Raw genomic sequence first — 25823 nt, forward strand, 5'->3', positions numbered from 1 at the left:
AGAAAGATGTTAAAAGTAGAAAAATTAAATCAATTTTATGCAGATAGCCATATTCTTTGGGATCTTGATTTTGCTATGCAGCCAAAAACCTGCCATGTCTTAATGGGGCGCAACGGGGTAGGTAAAACGACTTTGTTGCAATGCATTATGGGGCTGTTGCCTATTCGTGATGGGCAGATAAGCTTTGATGGTCAAGCGATTCATTCGCAGAAAACCCAAGCGCGTCCAAAAATGGGCATAGGGTATGTGCCGCAAGGGCGTCAGGTATTTCCACAATTAACGGTTGAAGAAAATCTAGAAATTGGTCTGATTAACCGCGCCCGTGGCGATCGCAAAATTCCAGATATGATTTATGATTTGTTTCCTGTCTTAGCTGAAATGAAGCAGCGCCGTGGCGGGGATTTATCCGGTGGTCAGCAGCAACAATTAGCCATTGGTCGCGCCTTGGTGTTTGATCCTAAATTATTGATTTTAGATGAGCCAACCGAAGGTATTCAGCCTAATATTGTGCAAGACATTGGCAATATCATTCGTCTTTTGATTGATGAGCATGACTTAAGCGTGCTGCTGGTGGAGCAAAAATTGCCCTTTGCGCGCAAAGTTGGCGATGAATTTAGCATTATCGAGCGTGGTCAAAGTGTCGCAACAGGTCCAATGGATACGCTCGATGATAAGCTGATTTCGCAATATTTGACGGTCTAAGCTATTGGTTTTTTATTGGTTTTAAGTGGTCATTATTTTCGACGCAGATCGCATATTTAGTATCGATTCAATAAAAACCATATAGTTTTACTTTAAAGATAAACATCCTTTGTTATAGTCGATCTCGTATTGGCTATTCAAAGGATTTTTTATTATGGCGAAGTATCAGTTTCCACAAGATTTTCTATGGGGCGCAGCTGCCTCTGGGCCGCAAACCGAAGGCATCACCAACAAAGCTAATCTGTCGATTTGGGATGCGTGGCATCAAGCTGATCCACAGCGTTTCTATAAAGAGATTGGCCCCAATCTTGTTACCGATACCTATAATCGCTATCAAGAAGACGTTGCATTAATGCTTGCAGCGGGGATGAACTCTTATCGCACTTCGATTCAATGGAGCCGCTTAATTAAAGACTTTGAGACAGGCGAAGTATGCCCGGACGCACTTGAGTTTTATCACAAGTATATTGATGAAATGCTGGCAAATGGCATTACGCCCATGATGAACTTATATCACTTTGATATGCCGATGATTTTGCAAGAAAAATATGGCGGTTTTGAGTCCAAAGTAGTGATCGATAAGTTTGTTGAATTTGCCCAACTTGCGTTCAAACACTTTGGCGCTAAGGTCAAACATTGGATCACATTCAACGAACCCATTGTGCCGGTCGAAGGGGGCTATCTGTATGATTTTCATTACCCGAATAAAGTCGATGGCAAGCTTGCAGTGCAAGTTGGCACCAATATTTTAATTGCGCACGCCAAAGCTGTTTTGGCTTATCAAGAAATGAATCAAGGCGGTAAATTACACCCAGATGGTCAAATCGGCGTGGTGCTAAACCTTACTCCATCTTATACCAGAAATGACAGTGACGCCGACAAAGAGGCTGCTTACTACGCAGATCTTTTGTTTAACCGCAGCTTTTTAGATCCTTGCGTGAAAAACGAGATCCCCGCAGAATTATGTGATGTCTTTGAAAAGCACGGCATCACGCCAGATTTAAGCCAAGATGAAATGACCGCGATTAAAAGCGCTAAGATTGATTTCCTTGGGGTAAATTATTATGTCCCGCGTCGGGTCAAAGCGCGTGAAAGCGCATATGAATTGGATACCTTCACCCCAGATATTTATTTTGAAAACTATATCAATCCAAACGGGCGCTTTAATCCATATCGTGATAATAACGAAATTCTGCCAACCGCGATTTATGATATTTCGAAGAATATTCAAGACAATTACGGCAATATCCCATGGTATTTGGCGGAGATCGGCATTGCGATGGATTTAGAATCTGAAGGTCAAGTCCAAGCTGATGGCTACATAGACGATAGTTTTCGCACTGGCTTAATGGAAGAGCATTTAATTCAACTGCACCGTGCGATGCAAGAGGGGGCAAATTGCTTTGGCGTGCATCAATGGACCTTTATTGATAACTGGTCTTGGCTCAACTCATTTAAACGCCGTTATGGACTTTATCGTAACAACTTAGAAACGGGTGAACGTGAACCTAAGCAGCATTTGAAGTGGTTTAAGGACTTGTCGCAAAAAGGTTATTTTGACGTTTAATCTAATATAATGTGAATTGAACGGGTTGAGCCTGCATGATAAATGACGTTGCAGGCTCAATGATCAAGAGTATAGTCAATATATCTATTTTTATATCTAGGTAAACCTTTATGCAGCAGACTTATTACGCAGTGTTTGATATTGGCGGCAGCGCAGTGAAATGCGCCGTCATGGATGAAACCAGTCATATTTATGAAAGAGATAAATTGTCGACAGATGTATCTAATTTCGATGAATTTATCGCACAATTTGACGATTTTATTCATTCTGTAGCCGATGAATATAAACTTTCAGGCATTGCAATTAGTACCTGTGGCGCTGCTGATTGCCAAGAGGGGGTGATTTATGGCGCGAGCGCGATAGATTATATTCATGGCCCGAACTTTAAAACTTGGGCGCGTGAGCGTCATGGCCTTGCATGTGAGATTGAAAATGATGCCTGTTGCGCGCTTTTAGCTGAAGTGTGGCAAGGTGAGGCGCAAGCGGTGCAAGATTGCTGCTCTGTGGTGATAGGCTCTGGGATTGGCGGCGCACTGGTGCGGGATAGAAAAATTATTCACGGCAAGCACTTACATGCTGGTGAGTTCGGCTATATGACAATGATGCAAGATGGCGAGATCAAAACATTTAGCGATTTAGGCTCAACCAAAGGATTAATCAAAGCCGCGGCTAAGGTGCTTGGAAAAGATCCTAAAGAGCTTAACGGCTTAACTGTGTTTGAAGCCGCGCAAGACCCAGACCATCCTGAGCGTAAGGCGCTCAAAGAGGTGATTGATACTTGGTATCAACATCTTGCATTAGGGATCTTTAATATCCAATATGCAATTGATCCTGAAAAAATTATTCTAGGTGGCGCAATCAGTGAGCGTGATGAGTTAATTACTGAGCTTGATAAGCAGATTGATAAGATTATGAAAGCCTTGCCACATGCACAAATTCGTCCTGTGCTCAGTCGTTGTCAGCTTGGAAATGATGCGAACTTGGTTGGCAGCTTATACCATTTTCTCAAGGCGAGTGCGTGATTTTCCCAGTAAATCCGTTACTTGTATAAGAATTCGCTTTTATTTTGCGTCGATCTGAGCTAAAAATAGGAAATAAATAGCTATTTTCTATGGAAAAGGAATCATTATGAAAAAGAATATTTTTGCCTTGCTTGGGCTTTCTATTGCCTTAACCGGTTGTTCGTCACTTAGTTACGATGAAATCTACGGTTCGCAACCAGGCGTGCCACAAACTACAACGCCAAGTAACCAAAGCACACCAGAAGAATCGCAGCAGCAAACTCAAGATGAAGATTATGCGCCGCAAGAAGAAGTGGTGGAGCAAAAAGCAGACACAGCCCAACTGCAAAACGCAGCCTCGCAACTTACAGAAACGATGCTCAGCTCGGCAGAAGTTTCTCAAATTGCAGCAAGTGGTGCGCCAGTGCTTTATGTTGGCACAGTCAATAATGCCTCAGCAAACTACCTTGATACCACAAGCTTAACGACGGCGATTGCCAATCAAATTTATGTTTCGGGCAAATTCGCCGGGATCAGCCAATCGAAAGTGGACGAAGTGCGCTCACAACTTAGCCTAACTTCAGATGAAGAGTTGCCGGATCTAAATAGCGCGGTTCAATATGGCAAGATGCTTGGCGCGCAATATATGTTGTTTAGCCAAGTTTCAGGCGGTAGCCCTACCTATCAAGTGGCGATGCGTATGATGGACTTGAATTCAGGTCTTATTGTCTGGAAGGGCAATCAATAAGCGGTTCTGAGCCTTAGACATAAAAAATTAAGCCATAAAAAATGCTGCATCGGAAAATTTCTCGATGCAGCATTTTTGTTTCAGCGAAAGTTAATTCGATAGCTTATCGCATGGCTTACGCAATTTCTTCAGCTTGCGCCTCTGCTTTACGGCATACCGCAGCAGTGAAGACCACGTCAGTTGAGCTGTTTAGCGCTGTTTCTGCTGAATCTTGGATCACACCAATGATAAAGCCAACACCTACCACTTGTAGTGCGATATCGTTTGAAATGCCAAACAAGCTACACGCAAGTGGGATAAGAAGCAGTGAACCACCAGCAACGCCTGAAGCGCCACATGCTGAAACCGCCGCCACAACACTTAGCAAGATAGCTGTGAAGATATCCACATGAATACCTAGCGTATTTACTGCAGCAAGCGTCAAGATTGTGATAGTGATCGCCGCGCCGCCCATATTAATGGTTGCGCCCAGTGGAATAGACACAGAATAAGTATCTTCATCTAGATCCAATTTACGACATAAGTTCATGTTTACTGGGATGTTTGCAGCACTTGAACGAGTGAAGAATGCCGTTACGCCACTTTCACGCAAGCATTGGAAGACCAATGGGTATGGGTTTTGCTTGGTCATGAAGTAAACAATTGCTGGGTTGATGATGAGCGCCATAATAAACATTGCGCTTAAGAGTACGGCAAGAAGCTGCACATAACCTGCCATTGCAGAGAAACCTGTGTCACCCACAACATAAGCTACCAAACCAAAGATACCAAATGGCGCAAGGCGAATGATAAAGCGAACAAGGGTAGAAACGCCGTGGCTAATGTCATGGAAAACAAGTTTAGTGCTATCACTTGCGTGACGCAAAACTAAACCAAGACCGATACCCCAAGCCAAAATGCCGATGTAGTTTGCTTGAACCAGCGCATTGACTGGGTTATCCACAATTTTCATCAATAAGCTGTGCATGACTTCTGTGATCCCTTGTGGTGGCGTGGTGCCAGAGACCGCATTAGTGAGCTCAATACTGGTTGGGAAAAGAAAGCTTAATGACACCGCAACAAGCGCTGCGCAGAAAGTACCAATTAAATAAAGCACCACGATAGGGCGCATATTGGTGTTTGAGCCTTTGGTTTGATTTTGGTTTGCAATCGACGCTGCTACCAGAACAAATACAAGTAAAGGTGCAATCGCTTTCAACGCGCCAACAAAAATATCCCCTAAGAGTTTGAAGCTTTTGGCGGTTTCTGGTGCGATTGAGGCAAAGATTGCCCCAAGGATGATCCCGATAAGGATCTGCAGCACTAAATTGCCATTGGCAAAACGTGCAACGAGTGAGTTGTTGTGTGACATAACATGAGTCCTAGTTTTAATTTATATCCATGTGTTTATTATAATAATAATCACCCGCGCATTATATCAAAGAAGCATAATGCTAAACGGGTGATTGATTGTAGCTGATTTTTATTTTTAATTGCGAGTGGCAATTGAGGTTTTCTATAAGTTTTTTTGAAAAATTACAGAATTAATCTTAAAAAATCGGATGGATATCCAGTTTTTTGTAAAAACCTTAGCTTTTTAACTGTTATGCTTACTTTTCAATTGGCGCGCTGGATTGAGCTTTATCAATGGCGCCTACTTCCAAAACGGGTGCAACATCCAAATGTTCGGCATTCATCATGCTTGAAATTCGCTGCACTGACGAAAGCAATAAGGATTGCTCCCAGTCTTCGAGCCCTTGAAAGCTTTTAATAAAGTGATCTTGTAATGGAAGCGGGGCTTTTTCAAGAAGCTGTGAACCTTCTGGCGTCAGATACGTATGGACTTTACGTTTATCCAACTGACTACGATGGCGTTTGACTAAATTACGACTTTCTAAACGGTCGATAATCGTTGTCGCCGTTGCTTGGCTCATATTGGTGTTGCGTGATAACTGACGAATGGTGACTTCACCACTATCACGAATCGAGCGCATCAAAAGGAGTTGCGGCGCAGTTAGGCCGACATCTTTGTTGAGTTTGCGTGAGTGTAGATCGATCGCACGGATGATCTGGCGTAAGGCAATTAGTACTTCTTCATGATTGTTCATTATAGACTCCCTAAATCCAGTGCAAAAATACCTGATATTTTCATTAAGGAAAAGTAAAAGATTCAAAAATGGCAAGCGTTTGCACAAAATGGATTCAAATAGGTATTTCCAGATAAAACAAAGGCCACCCAGAGGCAGCCTTTCAGTCTTATTTTATTGTTTTTAATGTGATTTTTTCACTTTGATATGGATTTAACCAAATTGACTGTTATTGCGCCGCTTGTTTGGCAGTATTGATCCAGTTATCAAATGTTTCTTGGTGCGCTTTGATCCAAGCATCGGTTTGCGCTTCGATGTCTGCCGCGCTGTTTTTACCTTGACGCATCATCATGTTCTGCGCGCTCACATCATTAATATTCAGCTTCATGATTTCAAACAGTTTAGCAGCTGCTGGGTTTTCTGCGGCGAAGTTTTTATTTGCCACAATGTGCATGCTGCTGATCGCAAAGCCGTAGTTTTTACCATTTGGCAATGTGGTGTCATCACTTTCTAATGAACCTGGGCCTGATGAAAACGGCACTTCAATCCAAACCACATCTTTACCCGGAACAAGCTCACCACTTACCCAGTATGGCGTCCAAGTGTAGTATAAAATTGACTCGCCTTTCTTATAACGCTCAATCGTATCAGCAATAATTGCGGCATAGTTACCTTGGTTGTGCTCAACGGTTTCTGAAAGACCATAAGCGGGTAATTGGTGTTCAATCACAGCCTCACAGCCCCAACCTGGGTTACAACCGGTTAAATCGGCTTTGCCATCGCCATCTGCGTCAAACAGTTTGGCAATTTTTGGATCTTTTAGCTGCTCAATATTCGTGATGTTATATTTATCCGCAGTTTTCTTATCAATTAAGTAACCTTGGGCTGCGCCTGAAATATAAGTGCCTTTACGATAAAACTTGTCATCACCGCCGGCTTGCTTATATTTATCATCATGTAGTGGCGCCCAGTTAACTGTCATATAGGTTGCATCACCATTGGCAATTGAGGTGTAGGCAACATTATAATCCACTTCTTTGGTCGCCTCGACGTCATAGCCTAGCGCTTCCATTGCTTTATTTACCAACAAAGTTTGGAATGTTTCTTCGGCAACACTTGATTGCACAGGTTGAACGCTCACACCTTCGCCCGGTAAGTCAGCGGCACTTGCATTAAAGCTGAGCATAGACAAGCAGATAGCGCTTGCAAGGCCAGTACGGGTGATCATAGGGTGCAGGCCAAGACTATCCACTTCTTGCTCTGGCTTTTCAACACTAGGTGCCTTGTCTTGCGTGTTTGCGGTGTTTTTAAATAAATGAAACATGAAATCTCCTTGTTCATATTTATAGTTTTACCCGTATCGATTTGGGTATGATTTTGATTTTCTGACGCAGGCATAAATTGACTGATTGAACCTATGCCTGTGTGTATTCTTTTGTGTTAGTGCAATCGGTTATGACTGCTGCTCTAATTTTGCCGCTTTGGTTTTATCCAATTCTTCTTTCTCTTTTAGTAAGCTTTTTTTCAAACGCTTCGGCCAAGAAAGCGGGCCACTTTGATGCCATGCTTGTTTGCCATCGCGGCTTGACTCGCCCATTTTTTGAGTAAATCTATCCAGTAGAATCGCTAAAATAACAATCCCAAGGCCACCGACAGCGGCAAGTCCCATATCTAGACGACCAATCCCGCGTAATACCATTTGACCTAAACCGCCCACAGCAATCATCGACGCGATAACCACCATTGAAAGCGCAAGCATCAGAGTTTGGTTAACACCTGCCATAATGGTTGGCATAGCCAGTGGCAACTGGATGCGATAAAGCATTTGTTTTGGGTTCGCGCCAAAGGCATGACCGGCTTCAATTAAATCTTTTGGCACTTGCTCTATACCTAAAATGGTTAGACGTACAATCGGCGGTAAGGCGAAAATAATGGTTACCACAACGCCGGGCACATTACCGATACCAAATAGCATCACGATTGGCACGAGATACACAAAGGCTGGTGTGGTTTGCATTGCATCCAAGATTGGGCGTATAAATTTAGCCGCGGTTTTACTGCGTGAGAGCCAAATCCCCATAGGTATCCCGATGACCAGACAGAAGAACACGGCAGTTAGTACAAGTGACAGTGTCACCATTGCTTCTGACCATGCGCCGACAAGGCCAATCACAAGTAGACCGATAAAGCTTGAAATCGCCATTTTGCGACCTGCAAATTGCCATGTAAGTAAGACTAAGATAGCAAGCATCAAGAGGGAAGGTGGGCTCACTAGCAAGGTTTGAAAACCGGTTAAAATGAAATCGATTGGCACGCGAATGGCTTGGAAAACAGGGCGACCATAATGAACAAGGCCATTTAACGCGGTTTCAACCCAATGATCAAACGGCAGGACTGCATCTTTAAATGGGTGAACCCAGTCGATATTGTCTGTGCCAGGGGCTGCGGTGGCGTTAAGCCAATCTGAATTGCCCGCAGCATCGGCGGCACTTTGCGCCGTGCTTGGATCGGCATTGGCGGTAGCTTGTTGCGCGGCATTCGACCAAGGGTCTGAACTCGCTGCTGCGTCTGTGGTTTGGCTTGCCGCCGCCCACGGGTCGGTTTGAGTTTCACTACTCATAAATCATCCTTTATCTTTTAAAACTTTATGAAGCTAAATCTAGTATTAAGCTGCTTGTTCGTTGTTTTCGTGTGCTTTGTTTTCAGTATCAAGCACTTGCAGTAGGCGCGTTTTGGTGATCACGCCATAATAATTATGCGCCTCATCAATCACTGGCAGTGCATAAGGTAAGTCTGCCACTTGGGTAATACATTCGCTGACAGGGGTCTGCGCATCCAGCGTTTGCACATTTTCAAGCAAGGCATCTGTAAGTGAGCCTTGTTTGTTTTTGGCTTCGGTGAGGCTTTGCTGTGAGACAATCCCAACAAACTTATTGTTTTTCTCGATCACGATGCCGTATTCACGGTCGCTATCAGATAAAATTTGTAGCGCTGCCAGTGGCCCATCTGTTTGTGATTTTTTAAACACAGCGGCTGGTTTTTTACGTGCAATATCTTGCGCGCTATAAACTTGTGCAAGGTTGACGCCATTAAAGAAGGACGCCACATACTCATTGGCTGGGTTTTGTAGGATCTCATCCGGTGTGCCGACTTGCACCACGACGCCATCTTGCATAATTGCAATACGGTCACCAATTCGCATGGCTTCATCTAAATCGTGCGAAATAAATACAATTGTGCGTTTATCATCATTTTGCAGACGAATCAGCTCATCTTGCATCTCGGTACGAATGAGTGGGTCAAGTGCAGAGAAGGCTTCATCCATCAGCAAGATGTCTGGGTCGGTTGCCAATGCGCGGGCAAGGCCAACACGCTGCTGCATCCCGCCAGAGAGCTCATCTGGGTAGGCATCTCTTTGAGTATCAAGGCCAACACGGGCAAGTGCATTAAGCGCTGCTGCTTCGCGTTCGCTGACATCAACGCCAGCAAGCTCTAAACCAAAGGCGGTATTCTCAATCACACTCATGTGCGGCATTAAGGCAAAGTTTTGGAAGACCATGCTGATATGTTGGCGGCGAACCTGCTGCAGTTCGAGATCTGTCATCTGGGCAATATCTTGATCTTTAAACAAGACTTGACCATAGCTTGGTTTGATTAAGCGGTTAAGCATACGCACTAATGTAGACTTACCTGAACCAGAAAGGCCCATAATCACAAAGATTTCTCCTTCGCGAATATCAAGTGAAACATCTTTCACCCCAACCGTTGCGCCGGTGGCTTGGAAAATCTTATCTTTGCTCATGCCTTTCTTAGACATTTGGTAAGCATCGTCGGCTTGCTCACCAAAAATTTTGTAGAGATTTTTAACTTCAAGTAATGCCTGAGGCAACTGGGGAGAGTCTGTACTTGTATCTGCCATGAAACGAATCCTTTTAGGTCTAACTATTTCTGAATGCTATCAGTTTTGGCAGTGTATTTTGATGAACACTGCGAATTGATTAGTACCCTAAACAATTTTTAATTCGATTGCAAAGTGTAATGTTTAATTATTCATCGTTTTTAGGTCAAAAGATACGTATTCTAAGCATTTAATTAAAAATATTTAATATATAACATATTGATATTTAATGATTAATGTTTTTATCTAAACTTAATATGAATTATTTAAATATTTTTTGTTAAAAATTACGGTTCAAAACAGTAATAGCAGTAAATGTATGGTTTTAGGGTGCCTTTGTGATTAAATTTTGATCCATTGGTTTGTGCTTAAATGTTTCGTAGTGTATCTATTTTGAAAGGGTGCAGAGGATGGATGAAACAAGATGGATGCATTCGAGATAAAAAGAAACCCAATTCGATGCCAAGGATCCAATTGGGTTTTGATAGGTTTTTGATGTTGCGTTACCAGACTTCTAAAGCTGTCACCTCAAGTGTGAGATAATGCTTTTTCCATGTTTCAGGTTGCATATCTGTTACCCAAACTTCTTCACTTTCTCGCGTTTGGTTTGCGCGTAGGTAAGTTTCGGGCAGACGTTTAATCGCGCGCCAAACAACGAGATCTTGGCTTTGCACAAACGCCCCTGTGTCATCATAAAAACTCGCTTTGACCGTTACTTTGATCACGTCATCTTTATTTTGACTGCTTAAATCAAAGGTTAATCCGAGGCGATCACCTTTCCATTTGGTATCGACAAGATTAATTTTTACATCACGATAGGTGGTTTGGCCAAAGAGCTCTGGGTGCGCCATCGCCTCTGGTGATAAACGTGGGTTTACATGGGAAGGCGCTTGATTTAAGGCTTGCACAATGTCAGGGTTAGCATTTGACTGTGCTGACGTTGCAACTGTCTCTGCGCTCGGCTTGCTAGTGGCATTTTCTGAACTGGCTACAACCGCAGCGCTGGTTGCAATAGCTGCCGCACTTGTTGAGCTTGGTGTCGAGGCCGTTGTAGTGGGCTTTTCAGTCACAACATATTGCCAAGTGTGATCATCCTTTAGCTCAACCTTAGTCCCATTTTCAAGGGTAAAGGTGGCGATGCTGTTTGCTGCAAAGCTTGAGAAAGGGAGTGCTAAACTAATGTATAAAATGGAATATTTTAGAGAATAAAGCCTGACTGTATTAGACCTGCGACGCATAAGTGAAACTCCTTATTTTTGAATATGCTAAGAGTAATACCTTTTCTTATGGACGGCTAGTTTTTCATATATTTCTCGGTACGGTATATACGGTAAATAGTGGTTAAATTGACACTAAACAGCGTGGCTTCAAGCATTGTTCCACCGATAGAGCCAATGATAATATTGTTTGTTAACCAGCATAGTGAGCCGAGTAAGAAGGTTAACCGCATTTTAATCCCTTTAAGCAAGAAAACGGCAATGGTGCCTAAAATAGCGCCAATAATAGGGAGAATGTCGACGAGCTCATCCACAAGGTAAAACCCGCTAATGAGACTGATGAGTATAAAGAAGCCGGCAACATAAGCGGAGGAAGTACGTAATGCAAGGCCTGTTCGAATTACTGAAATTAAGGTGCTTACTGCGGATATTAAGGAACCAAGTAAAAAGAAATGGATTACATTTGTAAATTGAAAAGCCGCCATCATAATTTTTAACTTTTTATCATCTTTCTGATAAAAGGAGTAAATACCCAGTCCAAAGCTAATAAATCCAATAAATTGAGCTATGTATATTTGAATATCTTCCATCTGCGCTCCGAAGTGCCAAAAACAAAAGCTCATTTGGTTTTAAAATGAGCTTTTACTATTCTGTATTATATTTTGAGTAATTGAGTTAGTTTTGTTTTTCTAAGGAGTCCCAAGCGCCTAAGATATACATGATTCCAAGTGCGCGATCATATAAGCCATATCCCGGCCTTGCCCACTTTTCTTCTCCCCAAATATGACGGCCATGGTCTGGTCGAGCATACCCTTGATAATTATATTTATGAAGCGTTTGAATAACTTTCACTGTATCGACTGAGCCATCACAAGCACGGTGTGAGGCTTCGATAAAATCACCATTTTCGAAACGTTTTACATTACGGATATGAATAAAATGTACGCGCTCATGTACAGATTCAAGTATATCTGGAATATCATTATTCGCTGAGCCTAGTGAACCACAGCAAAGACTTAAACCATTATATGGGCTATCAACAAGCTTTAAAAAGCGTTGGATATTTTCTTTATTCGTGATAATTCTAGGCAGCCCAAAAATAGGGAATGCAGGATCATCTGGATGAATCCCCATTTTTATGTCGCATTCTTCACACACTGGAATGATACGCTCCAAGAAATATTTTAGGTTTTGCCATAGATTTTCGGCTGTAAAACCTTCATATTGTTTAAATGTTTCTTCTAATTTAGCAAGGCGTTCAGGCTCCCAACCTGGCATAGTGACATCAACATCAGTGGATAGTTTTTTTATTAATTCAATCGGATCAATGTCTTGAATTTTACTTTTTTCAAAAAAAAGTGCATTCGAACCATCTTCCATTTGTTTATATAGATCCGTGCGGGTCCAATCAAAAACAGGCATAAAATTATAGCAAACAACTTTAACTCCAACCTTGGCAAGACGGCGTAATGTTTCAATATAATTATCTATATATTTATCACGAGATGCTAGGCCAAGTTTTATGTCTTCATGCACATTGACGCTTTCTACTACATCAATATTAAAGCCAGCCTTTTCAATGTGATCTTTTTCGGCAATGATCCGTTCCATTGGCCAAACTTCACCTGCTTGGATATCATGAAGTGACCATACAATGCCTTCAACGCCTGGAATTTGCTTAATATGAGCAAGGGTAATTTTATCATTCCCCTCACCATACCAACGAAATGTCATTTTCATTTATAACTCCTTGCTTTTTAAAAATTGTTGAATAGATGCTTTTGCCCCTAGCTTTAACAGCAGTTGTAAGGCAGTTTCAACTTTAGTTTTAAATGTTTGGTTGACGGCTAAATGTGAGCTAAAGACTTCTTGAATATTAAGATATTGACTGACAATCTGATCTTGAGTTGAATGCTCCCAGATAGATTTTAATTTTGAACTTAATGGGTCAAGAACATCAATAGGTAGATTATTTTCATCCATTTGACTTGTATATTTAATCCATGCAGCAAGGGCTAAGATTAATCCATCCACATTAACTTGATTATTTATGCCGTATTCTATTGTTTGAAGCCAACGTTGAGGTATTTTCTGCGAACCGTCCATCGCAATTTGCCAAGTTCTATGTTGGAGCGCTTTATTTTCATAGCGATGAATTAAAGAATCTTTATAAGCACCTAAATCTACACCCTTTACATCGATAGAAGGGGTTATTTCTTTATCCATTAAATAACGGATATAAGTTTTAAAGTCAGAATCTTGCATTGTTGTAGCGACAGTTTCATAACCAGCTAAATATCCTAAATAAGCAATAGCCGAATGCGTACCATTTAATAGCCTTAATTTCATATTTTCAAATGGTATGACATCATCGGTAAAAATAACATTATCAATACCTGCTTTATCCCACCTTGGCTTTTGGTTGTTAAATTTATCTTCAATCACCCATTGTAAGAAAGGTTCTGTCATTACACAGGCCTTATCTTTCACTCCCAGTGCTGATTCGATAATCTCAACATCGCGCTCTGTTGTTCTTGGTACAATACGGTCTACCATGGTACAAGGAAACTGGATATTATCTTTGATCCATTGATAGAGTGTAGGGTCATATGCTTTAGCGAAATCATGAACCACTTTTTCAAGGACATGACCGTTTTCTGGCAAGTTGTCACAGCAAAGTGGCGTGAATGGTGGAATATTGTGTTCTTTTCGATATTTGATCGCATTGACTAAAAAACCAATTACAGATTGCGGTGTATCCAAATGTGCAAGATCGTGAGCGATGAGAGGATGGTTTAAATTTAAATGGCCAGTTGCTGGATTATGACAATAGCCTTTTTCTGTCACCGTTAGTGAGACAACTTTGACATCTTCACTATACATATAACGAAAGACTTCCTCACTTTGATGCCGAGTGAGAACTTTATGGATGGCACCAACCAAATGAGTACTTAAAGTATCATTGTATGCGATACCAACAGAATATAAATTATCTTGTGGAGCCATTAGATCTTGGATCCCAGAACTTCCCCAACTGACGCCAACAATTTTCCAGTTTCCACCTTGCTCTCGGATCAAAGTATCCGTCATTAATGCTTGGTGCGCGCGATGAAAGGCACCAAAGCCAAGATGCACGATACCGACTTTGGCATTCAAGATTTGTGGATCAGGCTTGATGTCAGTATTTGAATCTTTGAAATTATTTAAATTAAGTAAGCTCATAGCAAAACCATAAATAAGTAATAAGAAAATAGAGCCACCGATCTTGATGGCTCGTGTTTAGGTGAGTTTTATATGGAATTAATAATTTATTTTTGAGCTGCTTGAATGCGTTCTAGTAATGAAACAAGCTCTGGGTTTTCTTGTCGGAATTTGTCATAAACTGGCTCAACTGCTTTTTGGAAAGCTGGAATATCACTATTTGTAAAGGTGATATTATATTTTTTCAGTTCAACTAAAGATGAATCGACATAGTTTTTCCAGTTGACTTTTTGTTTCTCAACCGTCTCTTTCGCCACTTTACGAATAGCTTTTTGTTGCTCCTCTGTTAGCCCATCCCACGTAGCTGTTGAGACGACAAGAACATCTGGTACCATAGTATGCATATCGTAAGAGTAAAATTTCTCGACTTCATAGTGACGAGATGAGTAGTAAGATGGAATGTTATTTTCTGCACCATCGACAACCCCTTGTTGTAGTGCAGAGTAGAGCTCACCATATGGAAGTGGGACAGCCGTAGCGCCTAATGCTTTCATTGTGTCAATGGAAATTGGCGAGTTTTGTACGCGAATTTTTAGACCTTGAAGATCACTTGGTTCTTTAATTGGCTTATCGGTATAGAAACTACGTGCACCAGCGTCAAGAAATGCAAGACCAATAAAGCCAGAATCTTTTGATGATGCAAGAATTTCATCACCAATTGGGCCTTCAAGAACTTTGTCATAGCTTGCACGATCTTTAAATAAATAAGGTAGTGCCAGAACATTGTAATCAGGTGCGAAGGTGGTTAATGGTGCAGCACTTACTTTAGTAAATGCGATGGTTCCATTTTGAACCATTTGAAGTAGATTTGTCTCATCACCTAAGGTTCCATTTGGGTAAACTTTTACACGTAAATTGGCTTCTTTTTTTAACTCTTTTGCAAACCAGTCTAATGAGGCGTGCACAGGGTGTTCGGTTGGCAGTGCGTGTGCAAGTTTAAGCGTTGCAGCTTGCACATTGATGGTCAGAGTGGAAGCTAAAATACTAGTCAGTAGGGTTGCTTTAAACATTTTTTTCATCGTTAATATCCTTTTATGTAGAGTACATTGCCTTTTTTATAAGGCTTAGGGTTATTGTTTTCGCTATAACATGTATAAATTACATCTGATATCCTGCTAGTTGCGGGAGCCATAATGAAATTTGTGGGAAAATCGTAATAACAGCAAGTGTAAGAATCATGATTACAAAAAGAGGAATAATTTTGGGGACGACCTCACCTAGTTTAGAGCCTGAAACGCTGCAACCAACAAATAGAGCTGTTCCAACTGGAGGGGTACAAATACCAATACAAAGGTTGAATACTAATATAATTCCAAAGTGAACAGGATCTATCCCAAGAGTCGTTGCGATGGGTAAGAATATAGGTGTAAAAATTAAGACCGCAGGTGTCATATCCATAAAGGTACCGACTACTAATAAAATGATATTCATCAGTAACATAATCATAATAGGGTTTTCGGATGCGGATAAGACAAAATCAGCAATAAACCCTGGGATATCGGCATTTGCCATTGCCCATGACATCATGGAAGAGGTTGCAACCATAAGTAGCACAATTGAGGTTGTCACAACGCTTTCAATGAGCACAGGTAACATGTCTTTCATTTTTAATTCACGGTAGGCGACGCCTAATAGCAAGCTGTAAACGACAGCAATTGCAGAGGCCTCAGTAGCTGTGAATATGCCACCTAAGATACCTCCCATGATGATCACAACTAGGCTTAAACTTGGCAGAGCATCAAGAATAACTTTGCGTTTTTTCTCTTTAAACTCAAATTTCTCTCTAGGTATACCATTTCGTTTACCTAGAAAAACAATACCTAGCATGATGCCAAGGCCCATTAAAATACCGGGTAAGTAACCTGCGATGAATAAGTATTGTACGGATGTGGTGCTGACTAGTGCATATAAGATCAAAATATTTGATGGTGGGATTAAAAGCCCTGTTGGGCAAGAAGCAACGTTGACAGCAGCAGAAAAAGCTCTTGGGTAGGAATGCTTTTCTTGAAGGGGCTTCATTATCCCACCAACAGCAGCAGCAGATGCAGCAGCTGAACCTGAAAGTGAGCCGAACATCATATTAGCAAGTACATTCACATGAGCAAGAGAACCTGGCAATTTACCACCAAAGATCATAGCAAAGTTAATCAAGCGTGAAGCAAGTCCCCCACGGTTCATCAGGTTTCCAGCAACAATAAAAAATGGCAGGGCAAGTAAGCCAAAATTATCTAGGCCATTCGCAAATTTTTGTGAGCTGAGTATCATGGCTTGCTCAATTGGAAAATCGATGAAAATCGTCAGCATCGCAGCAATACCAATAGAAAAAGCAATCGGTACACCAAGTAGAAGCAAAATTAGTAGGGTGCCAAATAACATGACCACTGGCATAAGATCATAAAAAATATCTGGTGCGTTGGATAAGAAATCGCTAGAGAATAAGAGATCAAGTAAAGTCATTACGCTTGCTCCTCATTATTATAATTATTTGTAATTACACTAAAAGCAAGTTGGCAAATTTCAATGACAGCATAATAGCTAATGAGTATTCCGGACAATGGAACCACAAGATACACATACCCCATTTTTAAATTTTCACCAAATAACATTATCCCCGGAGAAATTTGACCATGCTTTAATGTAGTGGCTACCATTTCACCTCCGCCATAAATCATTGTGATGGCAGCAAAGGCCAAAATAATTAAATGAATGAGAATACTTAAGATGTCTTTGCCTTTTTGACTTAGTCGAGTGGAAAGAATTTCGAGTGCAAGATGGCGTTTGATGGAGTAGGTATAAGCGCCACCTAAAATACCTATCCACATGAGTAGGTAACGCGAGAGCTCATCGGTAAAGCTAGCTGGATCTTGAAGAACAAAGCGGGTAAATACTTGCCAAACGACAGCTATGATCATGATGGTCATAAATGCAGCTAGTAAGAGTTCCAATCCTTTCCCAAGATAATAGTTGGTCTGTTTGATGATCATTTCATCCTCACTACTTCTGAAGGTTATTTCACATTAATTATTTTTTCGCACATAGTATGATTCATGCGTATTTATTTTCTATTATTGGTATAACACATAAGGGCTGAATTGGTAGGCAATTTAGTGAAAATGCGTTTCAAAAATCTAACTATTGGAGCTGTATCGCATATTCTACAACCAAAAATGCAAAAATAGATTATTCGAAGGCTTAATTTTGAAAAGGCATTGAAAGTTTAAAATTTACTTGCTAGTTTCAATATATATATTGGTATAACAACTTTAACTATCTTTGAGGTTTATCAAATGAAAGCATTTATGGGTGAAGATTTTTTATTGCATAACGAGGTTGCAAAGCGCCTTTATCATGAAGTCGCTCATGACTTACCGATTTTAGATTATCATTGCCATTTACCTCCTGAGCAGGTTGCGCAAGATTACCGATTCGAAAACTTGACTGATATTTGGTTAAGAGGGGATCACTATAAATGGCGAGCAATGCGTAGTAATGGTATTGATGAGCAGTTTTGTACTGGAAACGCAAGTGATAAGGAAAAATTTTTAGCTTTCGCTAGATGTGTACCTTATACATTAGGTAACCCTATTTATCATTGGACACATCTTGAATTGCGAAGACCATTTGGTATTACAGGTATTCACTTGAATGAGAGTAATGCAGAAAAAGTATGGAATGAGTGCAATGAAATGCTTTCAACACCAGAATTTTCAGCACGTTCTATCATGAAAAAAATGAATGTTGAAATGGTAGGGACAACAGATGATCCGATTGATGATCTTAGTGCGCATAAAAAGACCTTTGAAGATGAAAGTTTTGATATTCAGATGCGTCCAAGTTGGCGTCCAGATAAATCATTTAATGTGCAAGCTCAGGGGTTTGCCTCTTATATAGCAAAGCTTTCACTAGTTTCAGATATTGAAATCAAGACATTTGAGGATTTAAAGAATGCGCTTTCTAAGCGTTTAGATTATTTTGCAGATCATAACTGTAATGTGGCAGATCATGCGCTTGATACTGTGGTCTTTGCTAGAGCTTCTGATAGTGAGCTTGATCAAATCTTGATGAAAGGGCTGAGCGACCAACAAGTGAGTGAGTATGAAGCTGCTCAATTTAAAACGGCAGTGTTAATTTTTTTAGGTCATGAATACACAACACGAAACTGGGTGCAGCAATACCATATAGGAGCTCTGCGTAATAATAATAGTAAAATGCTTCAGTTATTAGGACCAGATACAGGGTTTGATTCTATTAACGATGCTCTTATTGCGAAGCCTCTTGCACAGCTCTTAGATACTTTGGAGCAAGATAATGCGCTGCCTAAAACGATTCTTTATACCTTAAACCCAAGAGATAATGAAGTGGTAGCAACCATGTGTGGTAACTTCCAATCTCAAGTGCCAGGTAAAATCCAATTTGGCTCTGGTTGGTGGTTTAATGATCAAAAAGATGGTATGGAAAGGCAGATGACACAATTGGCTCAACTTGGATTATTGAGTCGCTTTGTCGGTATGTTGACAGATAGTCGTAGTTTTCTTTCATACACTAGACATGAATATTTTCGTCGAATCCTATGCCAAATGTTAGGAGATTGGGTTGAAAAAGGTGAAGCTCCAAACGACTTTGAACTTTTGAGTAAAATGGTTTCTGATATTTGTTACCACAATGCAAAGCATTATTTTAACACCTAAGACTCTAGTTAAATTTGTTATATCGCTTGGCTGTTAGATTCATCTGATTGCCAAGTTTTATGATTGGACACTTTACTATGCTAAGGATTTATAAATGGATAGGTTCATTCAAGTTCACGAGCAAGATAATGTTGCAGTGGCATTAACAGATCTTAATCTAGGGGAGGTTATTTTTCATAAGGACACCCAGATTGTTCTTAAATCTCAAATAGCTCGAGGCCACAAATTTGCATTAATCGATCTTGAATATCATCAAGATGTCTTAAAATATGGCTATCCAATTGGGCATACCTTAAAAAAGATACAACAAGGTGAGTTACTCAATGAAAATAATCTTAAAACAAATTTATCAGCCATAGTTAACTATAAGTATAGTTATCAATTGAATAAACTAAATCAAGACTTAATGGAACGAAAAGTCAATTTGTATCGTCGAAAAAATGGTCAGGTTGGGATTAGAAATGAGCTATGGATTATTCCGACAGTGGGATGTGTGAATGCGATTGCACGTAATTTAAAGGCACAATTTTTAAATCAAATAAAGTTTTCCCAACAAGGTTCCGATAACCAGGATAACTTTGATGGAGTACATGTATTTTCGCATCAATTTGGTTGTTCCCAGTTAGGTGATGATCATTTGCAAACCCGAGTTCTATTACAAAACCTAGCAAAGCATCCAAATGCCGGTGGAGTATTAGTATTGGGCTTAGGTTGTGAAAATAATCAGATCAAAGCATTTGAAGAAACTTTGGGTGAGTACGATAAAGACAGAGTTCAGTTTATGGTTTGCCAACAGCATGATGATGAAATCCAAGTTGGACTTGCACATTTACATACCTTGTATAGCAATATGCAATACGATAGGCGGGAAGTGGGTAAAATCCGTGAAGTTAAATTTGGTCTTGAATGTGGCGGATCTGACGGGCTTTCAGGTATCACAGCAAATCCATTATTAGGACAATTTTCAGACTATGTGATTAGCCACGGTGGTACTAGTGTACTGACAGAAGTCCCTGAGATGTTTGGTGCAGAGCATCTTCTTATGCAGCGTTGTATCTCGCAAGATGTTTTTGATAAGACCGTTACTTTAATTAATAATTTTAAACAATACTTTATTGATAATCAGCAACCTATATATGAAAACCCGTCACCAGGTAATAAAGCTGGGGGAATAAGTACACTTGAAGAAAAATCACTTGGCTGTACCCAAAAAGCAGGTCAAAGCGCTGTCATGGATGTTTTGGAATATGGGGAGAGGCTAAAAACACCTGGCTTGAACTTGTTGAGTGCACCAGGAAATGATGCGATTGCCACCTCTGCTTTGGCAAGTGCACATTGCCATTTAGTCTTATTTACAACAGGACGCGGTACTCCTTATGGTGGACCTGTACCGACAGTAAAAATTGCGACGAACTCAGATCTTGCTCAGCGTAAACCACACTGGATTGACTTTAATGCAGGTGTACTGGTTGAAGGGAAGAGCATGAAAGATACATTAAATTCCTTTATTGATGAAATAGTTGCCATTATTAATGGGAAGTTTACTAAGAATGAATTTAATGATTTTAGGGAAATAGCTGTATTTAAAAAAGGTGTTACATTATAAGAGTCCAGATCAGCACTTTATATATTGATATAACGTGCTGATTTAATTTATTTTCACACTCTCAGAGTATAAGAAGCGATCATAATCTTCAGTCGTTGCATCAAATAACATTTTTTTTGTATTTTCTATGTGTTTCCAAGTTTGATATTTAGCTTTTTGAGGATCTTTTTGTAAAAGAGCTTCAACAATAGCATCGTGATCATCACACCAACTTCTTATTTTCTCTGGTGCAATGTGCTCATGCAGTTTACGCCAATACGGGTTTTGTTCCCTGCCATTTGATAATTGCTCTGCTAAATAAACCATGACAGAGTTTTGTGTACAACGAGCAAGTTGAATATGAAATTCTCTATCCCAGTGAGAGTCTCGGGAGTGATCATCGGCACGAGCTTGCTCTTGAATTTTCATTAATGCCACGAGATCTTGTTTGCTGGCTTGAGTAGCTGCAAACTCGGCTAAGTTACTTTCAAATAATTGGCGAGCTTGTAATAATTCAAATGGTCCCCATGATTGAATTGGTGAGTTGGCTTCAACATCTATAGCCTGAGGACAGGTGTTAATTACTCGAATACCTGAACCTTTTTTAACTTCAACATACCCTTCGACTTCGAGCATAATCATTGCTTCACGTACAACAGTGCGGCTTACATCCATTTGTTCGGCAATTACCCGTTCAGAGGGGAGCATGGCATCAACTGGGTATTTTTCATTTGTAATCTCAGCTTTGAAATGGCTAGCTATCTTTTGGTATAACTTACTTACTTGTTCCATAATTACCTATATGCTCAGTTATCAATAAATTTATTATACCAATTTATTGTACTTGATTTCATATAGGTTGAATATAAAAAAACCAAACCGTTTAATGTTTGTAACAAATTAAATGATTTGGTTTTAAAATCAACTTAATGCAGTGAAATTAGGGCTCTAAACGACCTGCCAATCCATCATTTCGCCGGCGCCTAGTGGCACGACTTGATTACTACCAAATTCATATGTTTCTGGCACTTGCCACGGTGTTTTTTGCAGTGTGATCGTATCTGAGTTGACATCTAGGCCATAGAATTTAGCGCCGTTGATACTTGCGAAAGCTTCCAGATTTTCAAGTTTGCCTGCGGCTTCAAACGCCGTTGCGTAAAGCTCAAGCGCTGCGTGCGCGCTATAACAACCTGCGCAGCCACACGCATTTTCTTTGCGATCTTGCGCGTGTGGCGCAGAATCTGTGCCTAAGAAAAATTTAGGATTGCCAGAGGTTGCCGCTTGGATCAGCGCAGCTTGGTGAATGTTACGTTTTAAAATTGGTAAGCAGTAAAAATGCGGGCGAATGCCGCCGACAAGCATATGGTTGCGGTTAAATAGCAGGTGTTGTGGGGTAATCGTCGCGCCCACATTGTCATTGGCGTTTGCAACAAACTCAGCTGCTTCTTTAGTTGTGATGTGCTCAAGGACAATCTTAAGCTGAGGCATCGCATCCACAATCGGTGCAAGTTTGCTTTCAACAAACTCTGCTTCACGGTCAAACACATCGACATCGTGATGTGTGACTTCTCCGTGGATCAAAAGCAAAATGCCAAGCTTTGCCATTTCTTCAAACACAGGGTACATGTTTTCGATATTGGTGACGCCTGAGTCTGAGTTAGTAGTCGCGCCAGCAGGGTAGAGCTTACAAGCCACAACTTGACCGCTTTGGTGCGCATCACGAATGTCTTGCACACTTGTTTTGTCCGTCAAATACAAGGTCATTAAAGGTTTGAAATTAGGATTTGGGTTATGCTCAGCGATGCGTGCTTGATAGTCGAGCGCCATCTTTACATTGGTGATCGGCGGGACTGTATTTGGCATCACCACAGCGCGGCCATTATAGCGGCTGATATCTCTGACTGTGTCTTTTAAGACGTCACCATCACGTAGGTGAACATGCCAGTCATCAGGGCGGATCAAGGTAAGTGTTTGTGGCGATTGGGTTTGCTGAGTCATTTTTTCATCCAAAGGTTGATCTTTATTAACGCGCCAAGCTTGCATCATAGGTTGAAATGATGCGAAGTCGGCCTGTCCTCTGGAGCCATATTTTAACACGCAAACGCTTGCGCTGCGATGTTTATTTAGCTTTCCATTCAAACCATTTTAAGATTTAAATCCAAACCAAACGATTGCTCAATCCAACCCAAGCTATAGGCAAATTATATTTCCTATGGCAGACTTAACAACAAATAAGTATTCTGTTTTGATAAATTTTTAGGCGAAGGACGTTTTATGCCCACCCAAGATATCTCTAGCTCTCGAGCATCTGCTCATGCAAACCTTTCGAGTATTCATATTTACCCTGTTAAATCTGGCGCTGGCATTGCGCTTTCAAATGCCAATGTCGAGCGCCAAGGCTTGAGTTTTGACCGCCGTTTTATGCTTGCAGACAAAGACGGCAAAATGCTTACCGCACGCCGATTTCATCAGCTGCTGCAATTAAAATCTGCTTTAACTCCGCAAGGGCTAGTGCTGAGCTTTTTAGACCAACACCTCACGCTTAATTATCAAGATTTTGAACGAAAGCCAGTGACGTGCCAAGTTTGGGGAGATAGCTTTGAAGCGCTTTCTACCCATGAGGCCGCTAATAAATGGGTTAGTCAAATCGTGGGCCAAGCCGCTCAGCTATTGTATACGGGTGAACAGTCAGCGCGTATACGCGAAAAAATTGCCACCAATGTCAGTTTTGCGGATGGCTATCCACTATTATTAATCGGCCAAGGTTCGCTCGATTTGCTGAATCAAAAATCGCCAGAAACTCACCAAATGGCGCAATTTCGTCCAAACTTGGTGATTGATGGGATCGCGCCTTTTGCCGAAGATGGTTGGAAGCGGATTCGCATTGGGGAGGTGGAGTTTGAATTGGCAAAGCCGTGTATCCGCTGCGTGTTAACTACGGTTAATCCACAAACGTCAATGAAGAGTGAGCGCAATGAACCGATTCGCACTTTATTGGATTTTCGCGCAGATGCCGAAGCCAACATCTATTTCGGCCAAAACCTAATCGCCAAAAACGAAGGCGTGATTTACGCAGGAGACAAGGTCGAAATTTTAGAAACCCAGACTGCGCCGGTTTATCCTGGCTATCAGCAAGCAAGTGTCTCTGATGATGCGCAGTCAAGTGCACCAGTACCTGAGCCACAAAAATCGACCCCGCCGGTGCAAACATTTCAGATAGAAGTCGATGGTCAAACCTTTGAAGGGGATAATCAAAGCGCTTTGCTCGAGCAAGCTGAGAAAGCTGGGATCAGCATTAAAAATAGCTGTCGCGCCGGCCTTTGTGGGGCATGTAAAGTCAGCCTTATTTCAGGTGATGTTGAGCATGCCGATGTGCCGGCTTTAAGTGAGGTGGATAAAGTGCAAGGCCGTGTGCTGGCGTGCTCTTGCGTGCCACAAAGTAAGATTAAAATTAATACCCAAAAAAGCTAAGGGTGTTTTTTGTACAATAAGTGATTGCGATTTGATCGAGATTGTATACAATAATTAAAACAATCTTGTTTTATTTTCATCAAAGGAGTGATGAGTATGCCTGCGACAAATCTCGATCCCGCATTAGAACTCGACCCAAATTATCCACGAGACTTGATTGGCTATGGCGCCACGCCGCCTGATCCTAAATGGCCGAATCAAGCACGTCTTGCGCTTTCATTTGTACTGAACTATGAAGAAGGTGGTGAACGCTGCATTTTACATGGGGATAGAGAATCCGAAGCTTTCCTTTCTGAACTGCCCGGCGCTGCGCCTTTTTTACACGCCAGACACATGAGCATGGAGTCAGTGTATGAATATGGCTCACGTGCTGGCGTTTGGCGTGTGCTACGTCTTTTCCAAGAATTTAACTTCCCACTGACTGCGTTTGTTGTCGCCATGGCCGCGCAGCGCCATCCAGATGTGATTAAAGCCTTGCAACAAGCAGACCATGAAATTTGTAGCCATGGTTATCGCTGGATTGATTACAAAGATATGCCGATCGAAGAAGAAAGAGCACAAATGCAACAAGCGATTGATATCTTAGCGTCGATCACAGGTGAGCGGCCTCTGGGTTGGTACACAGGGCGCACCAGCGTCAATACGCGTCAATTAGTTGCAGAAGAAGGCGGCTTTTTATATGACAGTGATGCCTATGATGATGACTTGCCGTACTGGCATACCCAAGGCCCAAAACCGCAACTTGTGATCCCTTATACCTTAGATACCAATGACATGCGTTTTGCCACTGCGCAAGGTTTTAACTCCGGTGAGCAATTTTACCAATATCTGAAAGATAGCTTTGATACCTTATATGCAGAAGGTGCGACTGCGCCGAAGATGATGTCTGTGGGCTTGCATTGCCGCTTGATTGGTCGCCCTGCGCGGATTGCTGCGCTACGCCGCTTTATGGAGTATGTCGCCGAGCATAAGGATGTGTGGGTATGTCGCCGCATTGATATTGCCAAGCACTGGCATGAAAACCATCCGCATCCAGATTTAGCCGCAAAGTAGGGAGCAAGATGATGGCAGAGTTTCAAACTTGCACCCCAAGTCAAATGAGTGAAGCTGAGTTTGTGCAAACATTTGGCAGCATTTATGAGCACAGCCCATGGATTGCCAAAGCTGCGTTTGATGAGGGGTTAACCCAAGAAGATAATCAAATACAGCATTTGCAAGCACGGCTTGCGCGCATTTTTGTTCACGCAGATGACAAAGCCAAATTGCAAGTGATTTTAGCGCACCCAGATCTAGCAGGCAAAGCGGCGGTCGCAGGTGAGCTGACGGCTGAGTCCAGCGCAGAGCAGCAAGGCGCCGGCATTCATCTTTGCTCAGCGCAAGAATTTGAAAAGTTTCAGCTCTTTAATCAAGCCTATAAAGACAAGTTTCACTTTCCGTTTATTATGGCTGTGCGTGGCGCAGATAGATATAAAATTTTAGCGGCATTTGAAACCCGCCTTGAAAACAGCCCTGAGCAAGAATTTGAGCGCGCAATTGATGAAATTAATAAGATTGCAGCATTCCGCTTAGCCGATCTTTAACCTATTTTATAGATAAAAATTTAATCTTAACAAGGAAGA

General features: G+C 41.4%; 23 protein-coding genes. 9 read left to right on the forward strand and 14 right to left on the reverse strand.

Annotated features, from left to right (window positions below):
• Window positions 1–6: 6 nt before the first annotated feature.
• The 4 genes from urtE (at window position 7) to lpoB (ending at window position 4018) form a co-directional block, all read left to right on the forward strand.
• Entirely contained in the window at window positions 7–702 is a 696-nt protein-coding gene (gene urtE, locus AC2VOY_RS14550) for an urea ABC transporter ATP-binding subunit UrtE (RefSeq protein ID WP_491833293.1), read from the forward strand.
• Window positions 703–856: 154 nt separating this feature from the next.
• Entirely contained in the window at window positions 857–2269 is a 1413-nt protein-coding gene (locus AC2VOY_RS14555; RefSeq protein ID WP_491833294.1) for a glycoside hydrolase family 1 protein, read from the forward strand.
• Between the two features lie 110 nt (window positions 2270–2379).
• On the forward strand, window positions 2380–3291 hold the full coding sequence (locus tag AC2VOY_RS14560) for an ROK family protein (RefSeq protein WP_491833295.1): 912 nt from the start codon (window positions 2380–2382) through the stop codon (window positions 3289–3291).
• Window positions 3292–3397: 106 nt separating this feature from the next.
• The gene (lpoB, locus tag AC2VOY_RS14565) at window positions 3398–4018 is read left to right on the forward strand and encodes a penicillin-binding protein activator LpoB (RefSeq protein ID WP_491833296.1); all 621 of its coding nucleotides are present in this window, start codon (window positions 3398–3400) and stop codon (window positions 4016–4018) included.
• Window positions 4019–4133: 115 nt separating this feature from the next.
• Here lpoB and sstT read toward each other — a convergent pair whose 3' ends face one another.
• The 12 genes from sstT to AC2VOY_RS14625 all read right to left on the reverse strand — a co-directional run bounded on the left by sstT (window position 4134) and on the right by AC2VOY_RS14625 (window position 17444).
• A complete protein-coding gene (gene sstT / locus AC2VOY_RS14570) occupies window positions 4134–5369 on the reverse strand; it encodes a serine/threonine transporter SstT (RefSeq protein WP_491833297.1) in 1236 nt (411 codons plus the stop codon).
• 238 nt (window positions 5370–5607) lie between these two features.
• Window positions 5608–6105, reverse strand: a complete 498-nt coding sequence (locus AC2VOY_RS14575) for a MarR family winged helix-turn-helix transcriptional regulator (RefSeq protein WP_491833298.1) — start codon at window positions 6103–6105, stop codon at window positions 5608–5610.
• 208 nt (window positions 6106–6313) lie between these two features.
• Window positions 6314–7408, reverse strand: a complete 1095-nt coding sequence (gene proX / locus AC2VOY_RS14580; protein ID WP_491833299.1) for a glycine betaine/L-proline ABC transporter substrate-binding protein ProX — start codon at window positions 7406–7408, stop codon at window positions 6314–6316.
• Between the two features lie 129 nt (window positions 7409–7537).
• The gene (gene proW, locus AC2VOY_RS14585; RefSeq protein ID WP_491833300.1) at window positions 7538–8704 is read right to left on the reverse strand and encodes a glycine betaine/L-proline ABC transporter permease ProW; all 1167 of its coding nucleotides are present in this window, start codon (window positions 8702–8704) and stop codon (window positions 7538–7540) included.
• Between the two features lie 45 nt (window positions 8705–8749).
• The gene (proV, locus tag AC2VOY_RS14590; RefSeq protein ID WP_491833301.1) at window positions 8750–10003 is read right to left on the reverse strand and encodes a glycine betaine/L-proline ABC transporter ATP-binding protein ProV; all 1254 of its coding nucleotides are present in this window, start codon (window positions 10001–10003) and stop codon (window positions 8750–8752) included.
• 482 nt (window positions 10004–10485) lie between these two features.
• Window positions 10486–11220 carry a DUF3157 family protein gene (locus AC2VOY_RS14595; protein ID WP_491833302.1) on the reverse strand — a complete coding sequence of 245 codons (735 nt, stop codon included), beginning with the start codon at window positions 11218–11220 and terminating at the stop codon, window positions 10486–10488.
• A 56-nt stretch (window positions 11221–11276) separates the two neighbouring features.
• Entirely contained in the window at window positions 11277–11789 is a 513-nt protein-coding gene (locus AC2VOY_RS14600; protein ID WP_491833303.1) for a YgjV family protein, read from the reverse strand.
• Between the two features lie 85 nt (window positions 11790–11874).
• The gene (gene uxuA / locus AC2VOY_RS14605) at window positions 11875–12939 is read right to left on the reverse strand and encodes a mannonate dehydratase (RefSeq protein WP_491833304.1); all 1065 of its coding nucleotides are present in this window, start codon (window positions 12937–12939) and stop codon (window positions 11875–11877) included.
• Window positions 12940–14421: a mannitol dehydrogenase family protein gene (locus AC2VOY_RS14610; RefSeq protein WP_491833305.1), complete on the reverse strand. Its 1482-nt coding sequence runs from the start codon at window positions 14419–14421 to the stop codon at window positions 12940–12942.
• Window positions 14422–14507: 86 nt separating this feature from the next.
• Window positions 14508–15479 (reverse strand): TRAP transporter substrate-binding protein, encoded by a 972-nt coding sequence (locus AC2VOY_RS14615; RefSeq protein ID WP_491833306.1) that lies wholly within the window; start codon window positions 15477–15479, stop codon window positions 14508–14510.
• A gap of 79 nt (window positions 15480–15558) precedes the next feature.
• On the reverse strand, window positions 15559–16848 hold the full coding sequence (locus AC2VOY_RS14620; protein WP_491834150.1) for a TRAP transporter large permease: 1290 nt from the start codon (window positions 16846–16848) through the stop codon (window positions 15559–15561).
• A 68-nt stretch (window positions 16849–16916) separates the two neighbouring features.
• The gene (locus AC2VOY_RS14625) at window positions 16917–17444 is read right to left on the reverse strand and encodes a TRAP transporter small permease (RefSeq protein ID WP_491833307.1); all 528 of its coding nucleotides are present in this window, start codon (window positions 17442–17444) and stop codon (window positions 16917–16919) included.
• Between the two features lie 303 nt (window positions 17445–17747).
• On the opposite strand from AC2VOY_RS14625, the gene uxaC reads away from it, so the two are divergent.
• Window positions 17748–19148, forward strand: coding sequence for a glucuronate isomerase (gene uxaC / locus AC2VOY_RS14630; RefSeq protein ID WP_491833308.1), 1401 nt, complete (start codon window positions 17748–17750; stop codon window positions 19146–19148).
• Window positions 19149–19242: 94 nt separating this feature from the next.
• Entirely contained in the window at window positions 19243–20754 is a 1512-nt protein-coding gene (locus AC2VOY_RS14635; protein ID WP_491833309.1) for a UxaA family hydrolase, read from the forward strand.
• 42 nt (window positions 20755–20796) lie between these two features.
• On the opposite strand, the gene AC2VOY_RS14640 is transcribed toward AC2VOY_RS14635, so the two are convergent.
• Window positions 20797–21525 (reverse strand): FCD domain-containing protein, encoded by a 729-nt coding sequence (locus AC2VOY_RS14640; RefSeq protein ID WP_491833310.1) that lies wholly within the window; start codon window positions 21523–21525, stop codon window positions 20797–20799.
• Between the two features lie 156 nt (window positions 21526–21681).
• Entirely contained in the window at window positions 21682–22731 is a 1050-nt protein-coding gene (gene pyrC, locus AC2VOY_RS14645) for a dihydroorotase (RefSeq protein ID WP_491833311.1), read from the reverse strand.
• A gap of 276 nt (window positions 22732–23007) precedes the next feature.
• Here pyrC and AC2VOY_RS14650 point away from each other — a divergent pair, with 276 nt between their 5' ends.
• From AC2VOY_RS14650 to uraD, 3 genes are all read left to right on the forward strand, one after another.
• Window positions 23008–24204, forward strand: a complete 1197-nt coding sequence (locus AC2VOY_RS14650) for a YcbX family protein (protein WP_491833312.1) — start codon at window positions 23008–23010, stop codon at window positions 24202–24204.
• Between the two features lie 96 nt (window positions 24205–24300).
• Window positions 24301–25257: an allantoinase PuuE gene (puuE, locus tag AC2VOY_RS14655; protein ID WP_491833313.1), complete on the forward strand. Its 957-nt coding sequence runs from the start codon at window positions 24301–24303 to the stop codon at window positions 25255–25257.
• An 11-nt stretch (window positions 25258–25268) separates the two neighbouring features.
• Complete coding sequence (uraD, locus tag AC2VOY_RS14660; protein ID WP_491833314.1) at window positions 25269–25784, forward strand: 2-oxo-4-hydroxy-4-carboxy-5-ureidoimidazoline decarboxylase; 516 nt, start codon at window positions 25269–25271, stop codon at window positions 25782–25784.
• Window positions 25785–25823 lie beyond the last annotated feature (39 nt).

The organism is Vibrio sp. KMM 9700 (assembly GCF_058545285.1).